General features: G+C 74.4%; 15 protein-coding genes. 7 read left to right on the top strand and 8 right to left on the bottom strand.

Features of this window, described 5'->3' with window-relative positions; all coding sequences use genetic code 11:
• Positions 1–20: 20 nt before the first annotated feature.
• From O2W53_RS00685 to O2W53_RS00675, 3 genes are read right to left on the bottom strand one after another with little or no spacing between them, the layout of a single operon-like run.
• Positions 21–875, bottom strand: a complete 855-nt coding sequence (locus O2W53_RS00685) for a MaoC family dehydratase (protein WP_269161120.1) — start codon at positions 873–875, stop codon at positions 21–23.
• A gap of 1 nt (position 876) precedes the next feature.
• On the bottom strand, positions 877–2,232 hold the full coding sequence (locus O2W53_RS00680; protein WP_269161119.1) for a 3-oxoacyl-ACP reductase: 1,356 nt from the start codon (positions 2,230–2,232) through the stop codon (positions 877–879).
• A gap of 37 nt (positions 2,233–2,269) precedes the next feature.
• Positions 2,270–3,553, bottom strand: coding sequence for an acetyl-CoA C-acetyltransferase (locus O2W53_RS00675; protein ID WP_269161118.1), 1,284 nt, complete (start codon positions 3,551–3,553; stop codon positions 2,270–2,272).
• A 99-nt stretch (positions 3,554–3,652) separates the two neighbouring features.
• On the opposite strand from O2W53_RS00675, the gene O2W53_RS00670 reads away from it, so the two are divergent.
• Both O2W53_RS00670 and O2W53_RS00665 read left to right on the top strand, forming a co-directional pair.
• Positions 3,653–4,333 (top strand): TetR family transcriptional regulator, encoded by a 681-nt coding sequence (locus O2W53_RS00670; RefSeq protein ID WP_269161117.1) that lies wholly within the window; start codon positions 3,653–3,655, stop codon positions 4,331–4,333.
• Entirely contained in the window at positions 4,330–6,387 is a 2,058-nt protein-coding gene (locus O2W53_RS00665; protein ID WP_269161116.1) for an acyl-CoA dehydrogenase family protein, read from the top strand. The genes O2W53_RS00670 and O2W53_RS00665 overlap by 4 nt, the downstream gene beginning before the upstream one ends.
• Positions 6,388–6,429: 42 nt before the next feature.
• Here O2W53_RS00665 and O2W53_RS00660 read toward each other — a convergent pair whose 3' ends face one another.
• The gene (locus tag O2W53_RS00660; protein WP_269161115.1) at positions 6,430–9,258 is read right to left on the bottom strand and encodes a SpoIIE family protein phosphatase; all 2,829 of its coding nucleotides are present in this window, start codon (positions 9,256–9,258) and stop codon (positions 6,430–6,432) included.
• Positions 9,259–9,454: 196 nt separating this feature from the next.
• On the opposite strand from O2W53_RS00660, the gene O2W53_RS00655 reads away from it, so the two are divergent.
• Together O2W53_RS00655 and O2W53_RS00650 are read left to right on the top strand one after the other, a co-directional pair.
• The gene (locus O2W53_RS00655) at positions 9,455–10,546 is read left to right on the top strand and encodes an EAL domain-containing protein (RefSeq protein ID WP_269161114.1); all 1,092 of its coding nucleotides are present in this window, start codon (positions 9,455–9,457) and stop codon (positions 10,544–10,546) included.
• Between the two features lie 89 nt (positions 10,547–10,635).
• Positions 10,636–10,809: a DUF1059 domain-containing protein gene (locus O2W53_RS00650; RefSeq protein ID WP_269161113.1), complete on the top strand. Its 174-nt coding sequence runs from the start codon at positions 10,636–10,638 to the stop codon at positions 10,807–10,809.
• A gap of 43 nt (positions 10,810–10,852) precedes the next feature.
• On the opposite strand, the gene O2W53_RS00645 is transcribed toward O2W53_RS00650, so the two are convergent.
• A complete protein-coding gene (locus tag O2W53_RS00645; RefSeq protein ID WP_269161112.1) occupies positions 10,853–11,776 on the bottom strand; it encodes an aldo/keto reductase in 924 nt (307 codons plus the stop codon).
• Positions 11,777–12,123: 347 nt separating this feature from the next.
• Between O2W53_RS00645 and O2W53_RS00640 the strand changes: the two genes are divergently transcribed.
• The 3 genes from O2W53_RS00640 (at position 12,124) to O2W53_RS00630 (ending at position 14,797) form a co-directional block, all read left to right on the top strand.
• Positions 12,124–12,411, top strand: a complete 288-nt coding sequence (locus O2W53_RS00640) for an HU family DNA-binding protein (protein WP_269161111.1) — start codon at positions 12,124–12,126, stop codon at positions 12,409–12,411.
• 132 nt (positions 12,412–12,543) lie between these two features.
• Positions 12,544–13,791 carry a serine hydrolase domain-containing protein gene (locus tag O2W53_RS00635; protein WP_269161110.1) on the top strand — a complete coding sequence of 416 codons (1,248 nt, stop codon included), beginning with the start codon at positions 12,544–12,546 and terminating at the stop codon, positions 13,789–13,791.
• 52 nt (positions 13,792–13,843) lie between these two features.
• On the top strand, positions 13,844–14,797 hold the full coding sequence (locus tag O2W53_RS00630; protein WP_269161109.1) for an acetamidase/formamidase family protein: 954 nt from the start codon (positions 13,844–13,846) through the stop codon (positions 14,795–14,797).
• Between the two features lie 62 nt (positions 14,798–14,859).
• Here O2W53_RS00630 and O2W53_RS00625 read toward each other — a convergent pair whose 3' ends face one another.
• From O2W53_RS00625 to glsA, 3 genes are all read right to left on the bottom strand, one after another.
• Positions 14,860–15,399, bottom strand: coding sequence for a DinB family protein (locus O2W53_RS00625; RefSeq protein ID WP_269161108.1), 540 nt, complete (start codon positions 15,397–15,399; stop codon positions 14,860–14,862).
• Between the two features lie 133 nt (positions 15,400–15,532).
• Positions 15,533–16,078, bottom strand: a complete 546-nt coding sequence (locus O2W53_RS00620) for a DinB family protein (RefSeq protein ID WP_269161107.1) — start codon at positions 16,076–16,078, stop codon at positions 15,533–15,535.
• Between the two features lie 26 nt (positions 16,079–16,104).
• Positions 16,105–17,037, bottom strand: coding sequence for a glutaminase A (gene glsA / locus O2W53_RS00615; RefSeq protein WP_269161106.1), 933 nt, complete (start codon positions 17,035–17,037; stop codon positions 16,105–16,107).
• Positions 17,038–17,047: the final 10 nt, after the last annotated feature.

Below are 17,047 nucleotides of genomic sequence, written 5' to 3'. Positions count from 1 at the left end.
GTCGTGCGCCGCGCGGGTGGTCAGGCCGGACGGATCGTGCCGAGCAGGTGCTCGGTGCCCGCCTTCGCGTTCCGGACGGCGACGTCCCAGCCACCCTCGACCGGCTCGGTCGACAGCGTCACCGTGCCGGGCAGCAGCAGCGGCTTGCGGAACGCCACGTCCACGCTCACGGCGTCGGGCAGCCGGCCGGCCAGCGCCGCCAGGGTGCGGCCCTTCACCCACATGCCGTGCGCGATCGCCCGCTTGAACCCGAACGCCTTGGCGGTGACCCCGGAGAGGTGGATCGGGTTCACGTCCCCGGAGACCGCTGCGTACCGGCGGCCGGTGTCGCCGGGCACCCGCCACTGCGCACCGACCCGGTCCAGCGCCCCGACCGACACACCGACGTCGGCCTCCGGCGCGCCCTCGGGCGCCGTGGCCCCGCGGGCCAGGTACGTCGACCGGCTGCGCCAGACCTCCGCACCACCCGCGGCGACCGAGGCACACAGGTCGACGGTCGCCCCGCGCACGTGTGCGGCGAACCGCTCGGCCCACACCTCGACGTCCAGCGCCTCACCGGCGCCGATCGGTCGCAGCTGGTCGACCTGGTTGCGCACGTGCACCAGGCCGGGCAGTGCGAGCGGGAACTCCCGCTCGGTCATCAGCGCCACCTGCAGCGGGAAGGCGACCAGGTGCGGGTACGTCACCGGCAGGCTGTCGGCGAGCGGGAACCCGCAGACCCGGCTGTAGGCCGCCACGGACGCCGGGTCGACCTCGACCCCGAGCCGGGCCAGCCGGGTGTCGGGCAGGTCTCCGCTCCGGCCGCGCGCGGTCAGCGCGGCCCGGGCGAACAACGCCGGCAGCGCCGGCGGGGCGTCGAGCACCGTCCGCGTCACGTCAGGCCCCCAGCAGGGACTGGCCGCAGACCCGGACGACCTGGCCGTTCACCCCGGCGCTGCCCGGCTGCGCCAGCCAGGCGATCGTCTCGGCGACGTCGACCGGCAGGCCGCCCTGCTGCAGCGAGTTGAGCCGGGAGCCGACCTCGCGGGTGCCCAGCGGCATCTTCGCCGTCATCTCGGTGACGATGAAACCGGGTGCGACGGCGTTGATCGTGGCCCCGCGCTCGGCGAACTCCGGTGCCCAGCTGCGCACCATGCCGATGACACCGGCCTTGGACGCCGCGTAGTTGGTCTGCCCGCGGTTGCCGGCGATGCCGGACTGCGAGCTGACGCAGACCACCCGCGCATCGGGCTTGAGCGCCCCGTCGGTGGCCAGCAGCGCCTGCGTGAGGTCGAGCTGGGCCTGCAGGTTGACCGCCATCACCGAGTTCCAGCGGGCGGCGTCCATGTTGACCAGCAGCTTGTCCCGGGTGATGCCGGCGTTGTGCACGACGACGTCCACCCCGCCGTGCCGGGCCACCAGCTGGGCAGCCAGCCGCGGGCCGGCGTCGTCCCCGGTGATGTCCAGCGCGACCGCCGTCCCGCCGACCTCGTTGGCCACCTGGGCCAGCTGCTCGCCGGCCGCCGGCACGTCCACGGCGACGACGTGGGCGCCGTCCCGGGCCAGCACCCGGGCGATGGCCGCACCGATGCCGCGCGCGGCACCGGTCACGACGGCGACCTTGCCGGCCAGCGGCTGCTCGGCGTCCGCGGCGGCGGGCAGCTCGGCGGCCGTGACCGCGAGCACCTGGCCGTCGACGTAGGCCGAGCGGCCGGAGAGGAAGAACCGCAGCGGGCTGGCCAGCGAGCCCTCCGCGCCGAGGGGCACGTGCACCAGGTTCGCCGTCGAACCGCTGCGCAGCTCCTTGGCCAGCGAACGGACCAGCCCCTCCAGCGCCTGCCGCGCGGCAGCCTGGGCCGGGGAGGACGTCTCCGTCGGCGGGTCGGCCAGCACCAGCACCCGGCCCGACGGCCGCAGCCGCTTGAGCGCGGGGGCGAGGAAGTCGTGCGCCGCGGCCAGGTCGGCCGGCCCGGTCAGCCCGGTGGCGTCGAGCAGGACCGCCGCCAGCTTCTCCCCGTCGGTCGAGCCGTCGGCGGCCACCGGGGACACGACGGTGACCCCGGCGTCGCGCAGCAGCCCGGTCACCTCCTCGCGCAGCCGGCCCTCACCGGCCGAGCCGACCACCGCCGGGCCCGGCAGCAGTGGCTGCCCGGGCTCGTAGCGGCGCAGCTCCGCCGGCCGGGGCAGGCCCAGCTGCTTGGTGATGGTCGTGCCGAGGCCGGAGTTGGCGAAGTCGCGGTACCAGTCGCTCATGGGGCTCTCCTCAGGGACGTGCGCGCGGGGCAGGGGATCAGGACTCGAGGATCGCGACGACGCCCTGGCCGCCGGCGGCGCAGATCGAGATCAGGCCGCGCTTGCCCGGCCCCGCCTCGTGCAGCGTCTTGGCCAGCGTCGCGACGATCCGGCCGCCGGTCGCGGCGAACGGGTGCCCGGCCGCCAGCGACGAGCCGTGCACGTTGAGCTTGGCCCGGTCGATCGAGCCCAGCGGCGCGTCCAGCCCCAGCTTGTCCTTGCAGAACGCCGGGTCCTCCCAGGCCTTCATCGTCGCCAGCACCGTGGAGGCGAAGGCCTCGTGGACCTCGTAGAAGTCGAAGTCCTGCAGGGTCAGCCCGTTGCGGGCCAGCAGCACCGGCACCGCGTAGGCCGGGGCCATCAGCAGCCCCTCGCCGCCGTGCACGTAGTCGACCGCGGCGGTCTGCGCGTCGACCAGGTGGGCCAGCACGGGCAGGTCGTGCTCGGCCGCCCACTCGTCGGAGGCGAGCAGGACGGCGGAGGCGCCGTCGGTCAGCGGGGTCGAGTTGCCCGCCGTCATCGTGGCGTCCGCACCCTGCCCGAACACCGGCTTCAGCGTCGCGAGCTTCTCCAGCGAGCTGTCCGGCCGGAGGTTCTGGTCGCGGGTGAGGCCGAGGAACGGCGTCACCAGGTCGTCGAAGAAGCCGCGGTCGTAGGCCGCGGCCAGGTTCTGGTGCGAGCGGACGGTCAGCTCGTCCTGCTCCTCCCGGCCGATCTCCCACTCGGCGGCGGTGATCGCCGCGTGGTCGCCCATCGCCAGGCCGGTGCGCGGCTCGGCGTTGCGGGGGATCTCCGGGACCAGCTGACCGGGCCGGATCCCGGACAGCGCCTTGAGCCGCTGCTGCAGCGTCTTCGCGCTGTTGACCGCCAGCAGCGCCCGTCGCATGTCCTCGTTCAGCGCCATCGGCGCGTCGGAGGTGGTGTCGACGCCCCCGGCGATGCCGGACTCGAGCTGCCCCAGGGCGATCTTGTTGGCGACCAGGACGGCCGCCTCCAGACCGGTGCCGCAGGCCTGCTGGACGTCGTAGGCCGGCGTCGCGGCCGACAGCCGGGAACCGAGCACGCTCTCCCGGGTCAGGTTGAAGTCGCGGGCGTGCTTGAGGACGGCGCCGGCGACCACCTCGCCCACCTGCTGCCCCTGCAGCCCGAAGCGGGCGACGAGCCCGTCGAGGGTCGCGGTGAGCATGTCCTGGTTGCTGGCCCGCGCGTACGCGCCGTTGGAGCGGGCGAACGGGATGCGGTTGCCGCCGACGATCGCGGCCTTCCGGGTCTGCGGTGCCATGGGGACCTCCAGGAGGTGGTCACCACCAAAATGGCCATTTTGGTGGGGGGTGTTCCAGTCGCGATTCCGATACCGAGAGTATCAGGTACCGTCGGTGTCGTGAACACGGAGACGGCGGCCAGCCCGCGCGACCGGCGCGACTCCCGGTGGGACGAGCACCGTCGGGCCCGCCGCGAGCAGCTGGTCGACGCCACCCTCGTTGCGGTCGGCAAGCACGGCGCCCGCGTCGGCATGGAGGAGATCGCCGCCGAGGCCGGCACCAGCAAGACCGTCGTCTACCGGCACTTCGCCGACCGCAGCGAGCTGTACGTCGCCGTCTGCGCGCGCGTGGCGGCGCAGCTCACCCGCAAGCTGCGCGAGGCGATGGGCAGCAGCGACCACCCCCGGCAGATGGTCACCGCCGCCGTCGAGACCTACCTGGCCTTCATCGAGGCCGACCCGGAGGTCTACCGGTTCGTCGTCGGGCAGGCGCTGGTCGACCGCCCGGTCGATGCCGACCCGATCAGCAGCCTGTCCGACCTGGTCGGCGACGAGGTCGGGGCGCTGGTCGGCGCCGCGCTGACCAGCGCCGGACAGGGGACCGCCGCGGCCGCCCCGTGGGGGCACGGCGTCATCGGGCTGGTCCGGGCCGCCGCCGACTGGTGGTTGCGCGCCGACCGCCCCATGCCGCGGGCCGAACTGGCGACCCACCTCACCGACCTGGCCTGGACGGGGTTGCGCGGCGTCGTGACCCCCGACCCCTCAACTCCTGCACCCGCGAGTCCGATGGAGGAATCATGACCAGCACCCCCACCCCCCTGCCGCCGGTCGACCCCGCCCGGCTCACCGAGGTCCTCGACGGCCGCTGGGCGCAGGTCCGCCGGGACAGCCGTGCACAGCTCGACGACCCGCGATGGGCCCCGGTGTACGGCGAGTCGATGACCGAGGCGCGGGAGCGGGTCACCGCACTGACTGCGGAGCTGGCCTCCACCGGCCGGGTCGCCTACGGCTTCCCCGTCGAGTACGGCGGCGCCGACGACGCCGGCGGCTCGGTCACCTCCATCGAGATGCTCGCCTACGCCGACCTGTCGCTGATGGTCAAGGCCGGCGTGCAGTGGGGGCTGTTCGGCGGGGCGGTCCAGGCGCTCGGCACCAAGCGCCAGCACGACCGGTACCTGCCCGACATCATGAGCTTCGCGCTGCCCGGCTGCTTCGCGATGACCGAGACCGGCCACGGCTCCGACGTCCAGCAGCTGCGCACCACCTGCACCTACGACCCGGCCACGCAGACCTTCGACCTGCACACCCCGCACGAGGCCGCCCGCAAGGACTACATCGGCAACGCCGCGAAGGACGGCCGGATGGCCGTCGTCTTCGCCCAGTTGGTCACCGGTCGCGAGGGCCAGGCAGCTGAGGGGAAGGGCGTGCACGCGTTCCTCGTGCCGATCCGGGACGCCGACGGCGCTCCGATGCCCGGCGTCACGATCGGGGACGACGGCCCCAAGGCCGGGCTGCTCGGGGTGGACAACGGGCGGCTGACCTTCGACCACGTCTCCGTGCCGTTGGACATGCTGCTCGACCGCTACGGCCAGGTGGCCGCCGACGGCACGTACACCAGCTCGATCGAGAACGAGACCCGGCGCTTCTTCACCATGCTCGGCACCCTGGTGCGCGGGCGGGTCAGCGTCGGCGGATCGGCCGCGTCGGCGACGAAGGTGGCCCTGGAGATCGCCGTCCGCTACGGCGACACCCGCCGCCAGTTCTCCGCCCCCGGCGAGGACCGGGAGGTCGTGATCAACGACTACCTGGTGCACCAGCGCAAGCTGCTGCCGGCCCTGGCGAAGACCTACGCCCTGAGCTTCGCGCAGGAGGAACTGACCTCGACCATGCACGACGTGCTGGGCGCCGCCGACCTCGACGAGGCCGCCCAGCGCGAGCTGGAGTCCCGGGCCGCGGGGATCAAGGCCGTGAGCACCTGGCACGCCACCCGGACCATCCAGCTGTGCCGTGAGGCCTGCGGCGGGGCGGGCTACCTGGCGGAGAACCGGCTGCCCACGCTCAAGGCCGACACCGACGTCTTCACCACCTTCGAGGGCGACAACACCGTGCTGATGCAGCTGGTCGCCAAGGGCCTGCTCACCGGCTACCGGGACGCCTTCGGCTCACTCGACGGCTGGGGCCGGGCGGCCTTCGTCGCCGAGCAGGTGCGCGAGACCATGCTGGAGCGGACGGCGGCCCGCGGGCTGATCCAGCGACTGGTCGACGCCGTGCCCGGGCGGGACGAGGACGTCTCGATGCTCGACCGGGGCTGGCAGCTGGCCGCCTTCGAGGACCGCGAGAAGCACCTCCTGGAGAGCGCCATCCGGCGGCTCCGCGGGGGCGCGGCGGCCAAGAAGGACCGGCCGTTCGAGATCTTCAACGACGTGCAGGACCACGTGCTGACCATGGCCGAGGCGCACATCGACCGGGTCGTGCTGGAGGCCTTCGTCGCCGGCATCGAGCGCACGACCGACCCGGCCGCGAAGGCGCTGCTGGCGAGGGTCTGCGACCTCTACGCGCTGAGCACCATCGAGGCCGACAAGGGCTGGTTCCTCGAGCACGGCCGGCTCACCCCCACCCGGGCCAAGGCGCTGACCGGGGTGGTGAACGACCTGCTCAAGGAGCTGCGGCCGCACATGCGCACCCTGGTCGACGGCTTCGCCATCCCCGAGTCGTGGCTCAACTGCGCGATCGTGGCCGAGGAGCCGGGCCGGCAGGAGGCGATGGCCGCGCACGACGCCGCGCTGCGGTCGGCCGGGGCCCAGCCCCAGCAGGACGCCACCGCGACCGCCCTGGAGATGGCCCCCGCCCAGTAGCCGGAGGGACCACCGGAATGGCCGTTCTGGTGGTCCCGGCCGTCAGGCGGGGCCGGCCACCGCCGGGTGGACGTCCGGGGACGGCTCGATGCCCGGCGGGACCCGCTGGGGGCCGGCCTCGGGGGGCCGCGGCGCGTCCTGCGGGTGCAGCCGGACCGCCAGCAACGCGACGTCGTCCTCGGTGTCGGGCAGGTACATCCGCTGCAGCAGCCGGTCGCACAGCGCCTGCAGCGGGAGCTCGGTGAGCCCGGTCAGCACCCGGCACAGCTCGGCGACCCCGGCGTCGAGGTCCCGGTCGCGCCGCTCCACCAGCCCGTCGGTGTAGAGCAGCAGCGTGCCGCCGCGGCCGATGACCGCGACCCGGTCGTTGCGCGCGGTGCCCGGCTCCACCCCCAGCAGCAGGTCGGGGTCGTCGCCGTCCAGCACGGTCACCTCGCCGTCGGCGCTGATCAGCACCGGCGGCGGGTGCCCGGCGGTGGCCCACCGCACCCGGGTCTGCGCGGCCGACAGCTCCGGGTCGTCCTGCTCCAGCCGGGCGATCAGCGCGGTGGCCATGACGTCGAGGTCCAGGCCGGCACTGGCCCGGTCCAGGCCGGTGAGCACCTCGGCCGGGGTGCCGCCGGTGTGGTGCCCGATGCCGCGCAGCAGCCCGCGGAGCTGGCCCATCGCCGCCGCGGCCCGGCTGTCGTGCCCGACGACGTCCCCGATGACCAGCATGGTCGCGCCGTCGGGCTGGACGAACGCGTCGTACCAGTCACCGCCGACCTCGGCCCCGGCCGCGGCCGGCACGTACCGGACGGCGATCTCGCAGTGGTCCGGCGCCGGCGGTGCGGTCAGCATGCTCCGCTGCAGCGTCTCCGCCAGCTGCCGCTGCTGGCCGAACAACCGCGCCTGCTGCAGCGCCACCCCGGCCCGCCGCCCGAGCTCCAGGGCGGTCTCCAGCGCGGCGTCGCTGTGCCGGCCCCGTTCGGCGCTCACGTACAGCCCCAGCGCGCCGAGGGTGCGCCCCCGGCTCACCAGCGGGACGACGATGCCGGAGTCGGGGTGCAGCCGCGCCAGCTGCTCACGGGCGACCGGGTCCGGCAGTGCCCGCGCGATGTAGGCCTCGTCCAGGCCGGGCACCCGCAGCGGTCGCCCGGTGCGGGTGACGACCCGGGCGGCGGCGTGCTCGGTCATCCCGCCGACCATCGCGCGCACGTAGTCGGCCAGCTCGCCGGACCTGGCCGGGTCGCGGTGCGCCGAGGCGATCTGGTGCATCCGGCCCTGCTCGTCGGTGACGACGACCCAGCACCAGTCGCCGAGCGCCGGCACCACCAGCTCGGCCAGCCGGCCCAGCTGCTCGGTGATCTCCAGCGTCCCGGAGAGCACCCGGCCGGTCTCGGCCAGCAGCTCCAGCCGGGCGTTGGCCGCGGCCATCTCCGCGACCGCGGCGTCCCGCTGGGCGTCGGCGTGCAACCGGGAGACGCTCAGCCCGATCTGCGCGGTGAGCGCGCCCAGCAGCTCGACGTCCTCGGGGCTGAACGGGTGGTCCTCGGCCCACACCGCCACGAAGCTCCCCAGCACCCGGCCCTCGAGCCGGAGCGGCAGCGCGGCCAGGGCGCGGACCCCGACCAGGTCCCCCACATGGGCCATCCTGGGGAACCGGGCCACCGCCGAGGCGCGGTCGGGCAGCAGCACCGTCTCCCCGTACCGGGCCACGTACTGGGTGGGGAGCTCGTCGTCGAGCGGGAGCTCCACGCCCTCGTCGGACAGGACGGCGTCGGTACCCGACTCGACCGCGTCGACCAGGCGGCGGGTCATGTGCAGCCGCAGCGGCCCGCGCCCGCCGGCGAAGACGGCCAGCGCGCTGGCGTCGGCGCCGAGCACGGCCACGCCCCGCAGGGCCGCCTCCGCCAGCTGCGACATCCGGTTGGCATTGGCCAGCTCAGCAGCGACCTCGGCGATCACCGCGGCCCGCTGGACCGCCGCCAGCCTCAGCTGCGCCTGTCGGCGGGCCTCGGTGACGTCGACGGTCGTACCCAGCAGCCGGACCGGCTCGCCCGACTGGTCGCGTTCCAGCCGACCGCGGGAGACCGTCCACCGCACCTCACCGTCGGTGCGCAGCACCCGCATCTCGACGACGAACTCCCCCGTGCCGGCGAGGGCGGTCTGCATCGCCTGCTCCACCGCGCCGTGGTCGTCCGGGTGGATCCGCTGACTGATCAGCTCGTCGCCGGGCATCTCGACGGGGCCCCGGAGCCCGAAGATCGCCGCGTTGCGCTCGTCCCAGGACGCCACCCCGGTCTGCAGGTCCCGCTCCCAGCTGCCGACCTCGCTGGCTTCCAGTGCGACCTCCAACCGGCTCAGCGAGGACTGCACGGCGATCGATGCGGCGACCAGCTCCAACTCGGTGACGACGGTGGCCGCGACCTCCCCGGCGAGGGCGACGTCGTCCTCGCTCCAGGACCGGGGTTCCGGGGAGAGCAGGGTCAGCGCGCCCACCACGTCACCGCCGGTGAGCACCAGCGGCAGGGACAGGCAGGCGCACACCTCGCCGGAGGCCACCGCCGACAGGTCGGCGACCCGGGGGTCGGTGGCGGCATCGGGCACCACCAGCGGCGCCCGCAGGCGGGCGGCGACGCTGCCGGGCACCTGGTCCAACGGGGTGGCCGACCCCATCGCCGTCGGCCGGCCGAAGCCACCCACCCGCACGGCGACGTCGGTGAGCAGCACGACCTGCGCCGTCGGGACGCCCAGCAGCCGGGTGGCCAGGTGGGCCAGCCGGTCGAACGGCGCGCTCCCGTCCAGCGCGGCGAGCAGCCGGCGGACCACCGCGACGCGGGCCGGGACGGCCAGCGGGTCCGGTTCGGCAGGCGTGCTCGGTGGGGGCACGGCTGGCAGCCTCCCCTGCTGGCGCCGGCGGTGCCGGACACGGGTGTCGGCGGCCGCCGACACGCCCGACTCGGAGCGGGCTGCCCCATGCTGGCACGTCCGGCCCACCGAGCCCGGCACCGACGGCCGTCGCGGTGTCCGCTGCCGGATCGTGGGCGGCCTCAAGCAGCTGGGCGGTTCGGCCGATCCAGAAGGGGTGACGTCGACCCTCCCGGACCACTGGGACTGCCGCCCGCTGCTCGCGGGTGAGGAGGACCTGACCGTCGTCTTCCAGCCGATCGTCGACCTGGCCGCGGCCGAGGTCGCCGGCTACGAGGCGCTCGCGCGGTTCCCCGGCACCGCCTCCCCCGACGTGTGGTTCGCCGCCGCCGCCGAGGCCGGCCTGGGCGCCGAACTGGAGGCGCTCGCCCTGCGGAAGGCCCTGGCCGCCCTGCCGGACCTGCCGCCCAACACCTTCCTGACCGTCAACGTCAGCCCGCACCTGCTGGGCACCGCGCCGGTCGCCGCCGCCCTCGCCCAGCCGGCCACGCTGCGCCGGGTGGTCGTCGAGCTGACCGAGCACATGCCCACCCCGGACCTGGCGGCGCTGCGGGAGCAGACCGCCGCGCTGCGGGGCCGCGGCGCGCTCATCGCCATCGACGACGCCGGCTCCGGCTACGCCGGGCTCCAGCAGCTCGCCGAGGTCCGGCCGCAGCTGGTCAAGCTGGACCGGGCCCTCGTCTCCGGCGCCGACACCGACCCGGTGAAGGCCGCGCTCGCCGAGATGGTGGGCACCTTCGCCAGCCGGATCGACGCCTGGCTGCTCGCCGAGGGCGTGGAGACCGCAGGTGAGCTCGCCGTCTTCGCCCGGCTCGGCGTCCCGCTGGCCCAGGGGTGGCTGTTCGGCCGCCCCACCCCGCACTTCGCCCCGCTCACCCCCGAGGTCACCCAGCTGGTGCGCACCCAGGTGGCCCGCGCCCAGCTGACCGAGAGCGTCGCCAGCCTGCTGCGCCCGATCCGCCAGCGGGAGGCGTTCGACTCCGACGACGGCCCGCCGCCCTACGTCGTGCTGGACCGCACCGAGGTGCCCACCGAGCTGGTGCTCGCCGACCCGCGGACCGGTGCGCCGTACCGGGCGCCGGTGTCGCTGCGCGTGCACCCGTCGGCCGGGGTCACCGAGACCCTGCACCGCGCGCTCACCCGCCCGCCCGTGCACCGGTTCGACCCGGTGCTGTGCACCGACCGCAGTGGCGCCGTCCTCGGCCTGCTGCGGGTCGAGGACCTGGCGGCGGCGGCCGCCACCTGCTGAGCTCCCGGGGCCCTGCCCCAGCCCCGGCGCACTGCCCCGACCGTCGTCCGGCGGCCGGGTCCCCGCACCACCTGCGCATCGGAGCCCACATGAAGGCCTTCGCCTGCGGGGACGTCGTCCCCGGCTGCACCATGACGTTCACCGGCCCGGACGAGGACGCCGTCCTCGGTCAGGTCGCCGCACACGCGACCGCCGACCACGGGCTGGGCAGCGTGCCGCCCGAGCTCGTCGAGCAGGTCCGCGCCCACATCGTCGCCGTCTAGAGGCAGCTCCCCCGGCCCCTGGCCCGGGGCCGGGGAGCCGACCTCATGCGCTGGCGTCGGTGAGGCGCTGCCGCTCCTCGTCGGTGAGCACCAGGTCGAGCATCGGCAGCAGGTCGGCCAGCTGCTCGACCGAGCGGCCGCTGGCGATCGGCGCGGTGACCGCCGGGGAGTCGGCCAGCCAGCGCAGCGCCACCGCGGCACCGGTCACCGCGTGCGCGTCGGCGACCTCGGCCAGCGCGGCCAGCACCCGGTCGCCCTTCTCCCCCACGTACTGCGCGGCACCCTTGGCCCGCGGCGAGTCGATGGTCTCGCCCGCCCGGTACTTGCCGGTCAGGAAGCCGCGGGCCAGCCCGAAGTAGGGCATCGACCCCAGCCCGCGCTCGGTCACCACGCCGGCCAGCTCGGCCTCGTAGACCTCACGCTCCATCAGGTTGTAGTGCGGCTGCAGCGCGACGTAGCCGGTGACGCCGAGCTGCTTCGCGGTGTCCAGTGCCTCGGTCAGCCGCTTCGCCGAGTAGTTCGACGCCGCCGCGTACCGGACCTTGCCGGCCTGCACCAGCTCGTCGAAGGCGGTGAGCGTCTCCTCCAGCGGCGTCGTCTCGTCGTCGTAGTGCGCGTAGTACAGGTCGATGGTGTCGACCTGCAGGTTGCGCAGCGAACGCTCCGCCGCGGCCTGGATCTCCGGGGCCGAGAGCGGGTGCTCCTTCTCCCCCGGCGAGGCCTTGGTGGCCACGACCAGCCGGTCGCGCACCCCGCGCTCGGCCATCCAGTTGCCGAGGATCGTCTCGGAGACGCCGTTGCCGTACATCTCGGCGGTGTCGACGAACGGCGACTGGGTGCTGGGGACGGCGTCGAGGAAGCGGTCGAGCAGGGCGAAGGACGTCGGCTCGTCGGCCGTCCAGCCGAACACGTTGCCACCCAGGCAGAGGTCGCTGACGGTCAGATCGGTCCCGGGGAGCTGAGGCATGGCTCCAACGCTAGGACGACCGTGGGCGGGTCGCGCGCCGGGCGGGAGGGCCACGGAACGTGACGGTTGTGACCAACGAGCAGGAAATCCCCGGAAATCCGGGGTCACCGCTCGCCAACACCCAGGTCGGCATGGCAACGTGCCCGCCGTTCCTGGTCGACGACGGGGTCGGCCAGATCCGCCCACCGGACCCCCGCTGCACACCTGGTGTCCAGCGAGTTGGCACGGTGGAGACTCGGAGGTCCACCAGGACGACCGGGGAACGCACCCGGTCGACCAGGCGTGACACCACGTCTGCGCCCACCCCGCACCGGGGTGGGCTGCTCCACCCACGCGAGAGGAACACCATGAACAAGGCCGAACTCGTCTCCGCCATCTCCAAGCGCGCCGACGTCCCGGCGTCCACCGTCGACTCGGTCCTCAACGGGCTCCAGGAGGAGCTCGTCGAGGCCATCACCCGGGGCGACAAGGTCGCCGTCCCCGGCCTGCTGACCGTCGAGCGCTCGCAGCGTTCGGCGCGCACCGGCCGCAACCCGCAGACCGGCGAGTCGATCGAGATCGCCGCTGCGCACACCGCCAAGGTGACCGCCGGCTCCAACCTCAAGAAGGCTGCTGCCGCCGTCCCGGTGCAGTGAGCTGAGGCCCCGGCCCGGGGCCGCACCGAGCACCACCCGACGCCCTCGTCGCGCTCCTGGCACCCCGTGCCAGGATGCCCGGCGGGGGCGTCGCTCATCGGGGAGCGGTGCCCGCGACGAGCGGAGTGCCGCGTGACGGCTGTGCAGACCGACCTGTCCGTGACCACCGACCCGGCCGAGGTCGGGCTGGACGCCGGCCGGCTGCAGCGGCTGGACCGCCGGCTGGCCCGCTACGTGGACGAGGGCCGGCTGCCCGGGTTCCTGGTCACCGTCGCCCGGCACGGCCGGTTGGTGCACGTCGGCCGGCACGGGCAGCGCGACGTCGAGGCCGGCCTGCCGGTCACCGACGACACCCGCTGGCGCATCTACTCGATGACGAAGCCGGTCACCTCGGTCGCGGCGATGTCGCTGTACGAGGAGGGCGCCTTCGAGCTCACCGACCCGATCAGCCGCTGGCTGCCCGAGTTCGCCGACACCCGGGTCTGGACCGCCGGCCCGGCGCAGAAGCCGGTGACCGTGCCGCTGCTGGAGCCGATCCGGGTCTGGCACCTGCTGACGCACACCTCCGGGCTGACCTACGGCTTCCACCACGCCCACCCGGTCGACGGGCTGTACCGGCTGCGCGGGCACGAGTGGGGCACTCCACCCGGCGCCGACTCGGCCGAGGTGGTGCGCCAGTTCGCGGAGATGCCGGTGCTGTTCCAGCCGGGCACCGAGTGGAACTACGGCGTCTCCACCGACGTGCTCGGCCGGCTGGTCGAGGTGATCGCCGGCAAGCCGCTGGACGAGGTCTTCGCCGAGCGGGTGTTCGGGCCGCTGGGCATGACCGAGACCTCCTTCGGGCTGCGCCCAGAGGACGACGTCGACTCCCTGGCCCAGCTCTACGGCCCCGGGGTGACGCTGCTGCCGGCCCCGTTCGCCCAGGCGGCGCTGCGCAAGCCCACCTTCCTCGCCGGCGGCGCCGGACTGGTCTCCACGGCGGGTGACTACCTGAGGTTCGTCGAGATGCTGCGCCGCGGGGGTTCGGTCAGTGACGACCCGGACGCCGGCCGGGTGCTGGGCCCGCGCACCGTGGCGCACATGGTGCGCAACCACCTCCCCGGCGGGCTGGACCTGGAGACCGCCGGCCGGCCGCTGTACGCCGAGACCCCGCTGCGCGGCGTCGGCTTCGGGCTCGGGTTCTCCATGGTGCTGGACCCGGTGCGCTACGGCGGGGTGTCCAGCGTGGGCACGTACAGCTGGGGCGGGGCGGCGTCCACGGAGTTCTACGTCGACCCGGTGGAGGACCTGACGGTCACCTTCTACACGCAGCTGCTCCCCTCGAGCACCCTGCCGGTGCGCAACCACCTCCGCCCCCTGGTGCAGCAGGCGTTGGTCTGAAGAAGGACCCCGCGACAGAAATGGCCATTTCTGTCGCGGGCAGGATGAGGGCATGGAGCCTGGTCACGTCCTGTTGCCCGACGAGCGCACGCTGCACGGGTACTGGGACCCGTCGCTCCCGCCTGCCCTGACCGTCGAGCCGGGGACGACGGTGCGCATCGGGACGCTGGACTCCGGCTGGTCGACCGGTCCGTACACCGGCGCCGACACCGCGGCCGACCTGGCCGAACGGCCCCGGCACCCGTCGTACGACCCGGCGGCCGGGCACGCGCTCACCGGCCCGGTCTGCGTCCAGGGCGCCCAGCCGGGGCAGGTGCTCGCCGTCCGCATCGACGACGTCGTCCCGGGGGCCTTCGGGACGACGTACTGCGGGCTGCGGTCCACCGCGCTGAACGAGCGACTCGGGGTGACGGCGGCGCCCGTCGTCCACCGCTGGACGCTGGACGGCACCGCCGGGATCGGGCGCAACCAGGCCGGGCACTCGGTCGCGCTGCGGCCGTTCCTGGGCGTGATGGGCGTGCCGCCGGCCGAGCCCGGTCAGCACTCGACCATCCCGCCGTACTGGCACGGCGGGAACATCGACTGCCGCGAGCTGGTCGCCGGCTCGACGCTCTACCTGCCGGTGACCGTGCCCGGCGGGCTGCTGTCGGTCGGCGACGGGCACGCCGCGCAGGGGGACGGCGAGGTGGCCGGGACGGCGATCGAGTGCCCGATGGACGCCGTCGACCTGACCCTGGACGTGCTGCCGGACCTCTTCGGCGCCCCGGTCACCACGCCGATCGCCCGCACCCCCGCCGGCTGGGTGACGATGGGCGTGGCCGACGACCTGGACGAGGCGATGGCGATCGCTCTGGACGCGATGCTCGACGTCCTGGCCGCACTGCACGGCATCGGCCGCTCCGACGCCCTCGCCCTGGCCAGCGTGGTGGTCGACCTGCGGGTCACCCAGGTGGTCAACCAGGTCGTCGGCGTCCACGCCGTCCTCCCCTGGGGCGCCATCCGCTGACCCGAGGGGCCAAAATCGCGACTTTGGCCCCCACCAAAATGGCCATTTTGGTGGGTTCGGGGCTAGTCGCCGGTGGCGCCGTCGATGCACTCGCGGAGCAGGTCGGCGTGGCCGTTGTGCCGGGCGTACTCCTCGATCATGTGCAGGTACACCCAGCGCAACGACACCCGCTCGCCGTACCGGAGCCCGGCGGCGACGTCGTCCAGCGAGGTGTGCTCGGCGGCGATCGCGCGGCTGGCCTCGACCTCGGCGGTGAAGGCGGCCAGCTCGGCCGGGACGGCGGCGGTCGGGTCGTCGCCGTCGGCCCCGACCCCGTCGAACTCCGCGTCGTCCTCGTCGGCCCAGTAGACCGTCGGCGCCTCGCGTCCGGCGACGACCCGGGTGAACCAGTACCGCTCGACGTCGGTCATGTGCCGGAGCAGCCCGCGCAGGCTGAGACGCGAGGGCGGCACCGACCGCTCACCCAGCTGCTCCGGTGTCAGGCCGGCGCTCTTGGTCAGCAGCGTCGCCCGGTGGAAGTCCAGCCAGGCCTCCACCGCAGCGCGCTCGCCGTCGGTGAACGGCGGGTCGACCCGGGTGGGCGCAGGCGGCAACGCAGTCACCCGACCAGTCTGCCGGGCTCAACGCCCTCCCCGGAGGCGCCCTCCGCTGAGGCCCCTGGGCCTCAGCGGGTCCGGCGCCGTCGCAGGGGCCCGCCACGAGCCTGCGAGTGGTGGGGGGCGACGGGGTCCTTCCTCAGTCGCCGGTGGCGCCGTCGATGCGTTCGCGGAGCAGGTCGGCGTGGCCGTTGTGCCGGGCGTACTCCTCGATCATGTGCAGGTACACCCAGCGCAGCGAGACCTGCTCCCGGCTCCGGCTGGTGCGGCCCCGCCCCAGGTCGTCCAGCGACCCGAACCCGTCGGCGATCCCCCGGCTGACCTCGCACTCCTCGGCGAACCGGGCGAACTCCCGGGCCACCGTGTCCGGCTCGTCGGCGTCCCGGCCCACGCCGTCGAAGTCCCCGTCCGGGTCGTCGGGCGTGCAGTACAGGTCCGGGGCCTCCTGCCCGGCCAGCACCCGGCGGAACCAGCCGCGCTCGACCTCCGTCATGTGCCGGACCAGCCCGCGCAGGCTGAGCGACGACGGCGGTACCGACCGCTCGCCCAGCTGCTCGGGGGTGAGACCGGCGCACTTGGTCAGCAGCGTGCCCCGCTGGTACTCCAGCCAGGCCCGCACGGCGGCCCGTTCGCCATCGAGGTAGGGCGGGTCCACGCGCTCGGGTGCGTCCACGAAGTCGTCCATGACCGCAGATCATGGCGGGCCGGGCGTTACAGCAGGGACAACCCCAACCGTTCGCTGAGCAGGTGCAGCGCGGCCCGGCCGGCCCGGGAGTTGCCGGCGGCGTCCAGGGGCGGGGACCAGGCGCAGACGCCGAACCGGTTGGGCACGTCGCCCATCACCGCGCCACCCACCCCGCTCTTGCACGGGAAGCCCACGTCGTAGGCGAACTGCCCGGCCGCGTCGTAGGTGCCACAGGTCAGCATCACCGCGCTGACCCGCCGGGCGAGGGGCTCGGTCAGCACCCGGTCACCGGTCCGTGGGTCCACCCCGTCGTGTGCTAGGAACCGGGCGGCCCGGGCCAGCTGCCGGGTGGTCACGGTCAGCGCACACATCTGCGCGAAGGCGTCCACCACCTCGGCCACCGGGTGGTGGAAGTTGTCGAACGACCTCATCAGGTGGCCCATCGCCGTGTTCATGGCGGCGCTGGCACGTTCCTCCTCGAGCACCTCGGGGTCGATCTCGAGCCGCTCGCCGACCAGGTCGGACAGCAGGTCGGTGACCGCGTCCACCGCTGCCTCGGCCGACCCGGTGGCGCCCACCAGCACGTCGCAGACGACGACCGCGCCTGCGTTGATGAACGGGTTGCGGGGCAGGCCGCGCTCGCGTTCGAGCTGGACCAGGGAGTCGAACGGGTCGCCCGAGGGCTCTCGGCCGACCCGCTGGAAGACGTCCTCGCCGACGCAGCGGAGCGCCGCGGTGAGTGCGAACACCTTGACCACGCTCTGCACCGGGAAGCCGACGTCGGCGTCGCCGGCGACGTGCTCGGTGCCGTCGAGCTCGCACATCGCCAGTGCGAACCGCTCGGGCCCGGCCCCGGGTGAGGCGACCTCGTCGTCCTCGGCCAGCGGCCGGGCCTCGGCGGCCACCTGGTCGAGGACGTCGGTGAGGTCGTCGGGCACGTCATCGGGGGTCGTGGACACCCCTGGACGG

Origin of the sequence: Modestobacter sp. VKM Ac-2978 (assembly GCF_026968025.1) — a bacterium.
In the GTDB taxonomy this organism is placed as follows: Bacteria; Actinomycetota; Actinomycetes; order Mycobacteriales; family Geodermatophilaceae; genus Modestobacter.
This window is presented reverse-complemented; position numbering and strand designations above follow the sequence as displayed.

Coding starts and splice junctions, on each gene's coding strand:
- O2W53_RS00680 (WP_269161119.1), bottom strand. CDS start 2,232: ATGAGCGACTGGTACCGCGACTTCGCCAACTCCGGCCTCGGCACGACC.
- O2W53_RS00675 (WP_269161118.1), bottom strand. CDS start 3,553: ATGGCACCGCAGACCCGGAAGGCCGCGATCGTCGGCGGCAACCGCATC.
- O2W53_RS00665 (WP_269161116.1), top strand. CDS start 4,330: ATGACCAGCACCCCCACCCCCCTGCCGCCGGTCGACCCCGCCCGGCTC.
- O2W53_RS00650 (WP_269161113.1), top strand. CDS start 10,636: ATGAAGGCCTTCGCCTGCGGGGACGTCGTCCCCGGCTGCACCATGACG.
- O2W53_RS00645 (WP_269161112.1), bottom strand. CDS start 11,776: ATGCCTCAGCTCCCCGGGACCGATCTGACCGTCAGCGACCTCTGCCTG.
- O2W53_RS00640 (WP_269161111.1), top strand. CDS start 12,124: ATGAACAAGGCCGAACTCGTCTCCGCCATCTCCAAGCGCGCCGACGTC.
- O2W53_RS00630 (WP_269161109.1), top strand. CDS start 13,844: ATGGAGCCTGGTCACGTCCTGTTGCCCGACGAGCGCACGCTGCACGGG.
- O2W53_RS00620 (WP_269161107.1), bottom strand. CDS start 16,078: ATGGACGACTTCGTGGACGCACCCGAGCGCGTGGACCCGCCCTACCTC.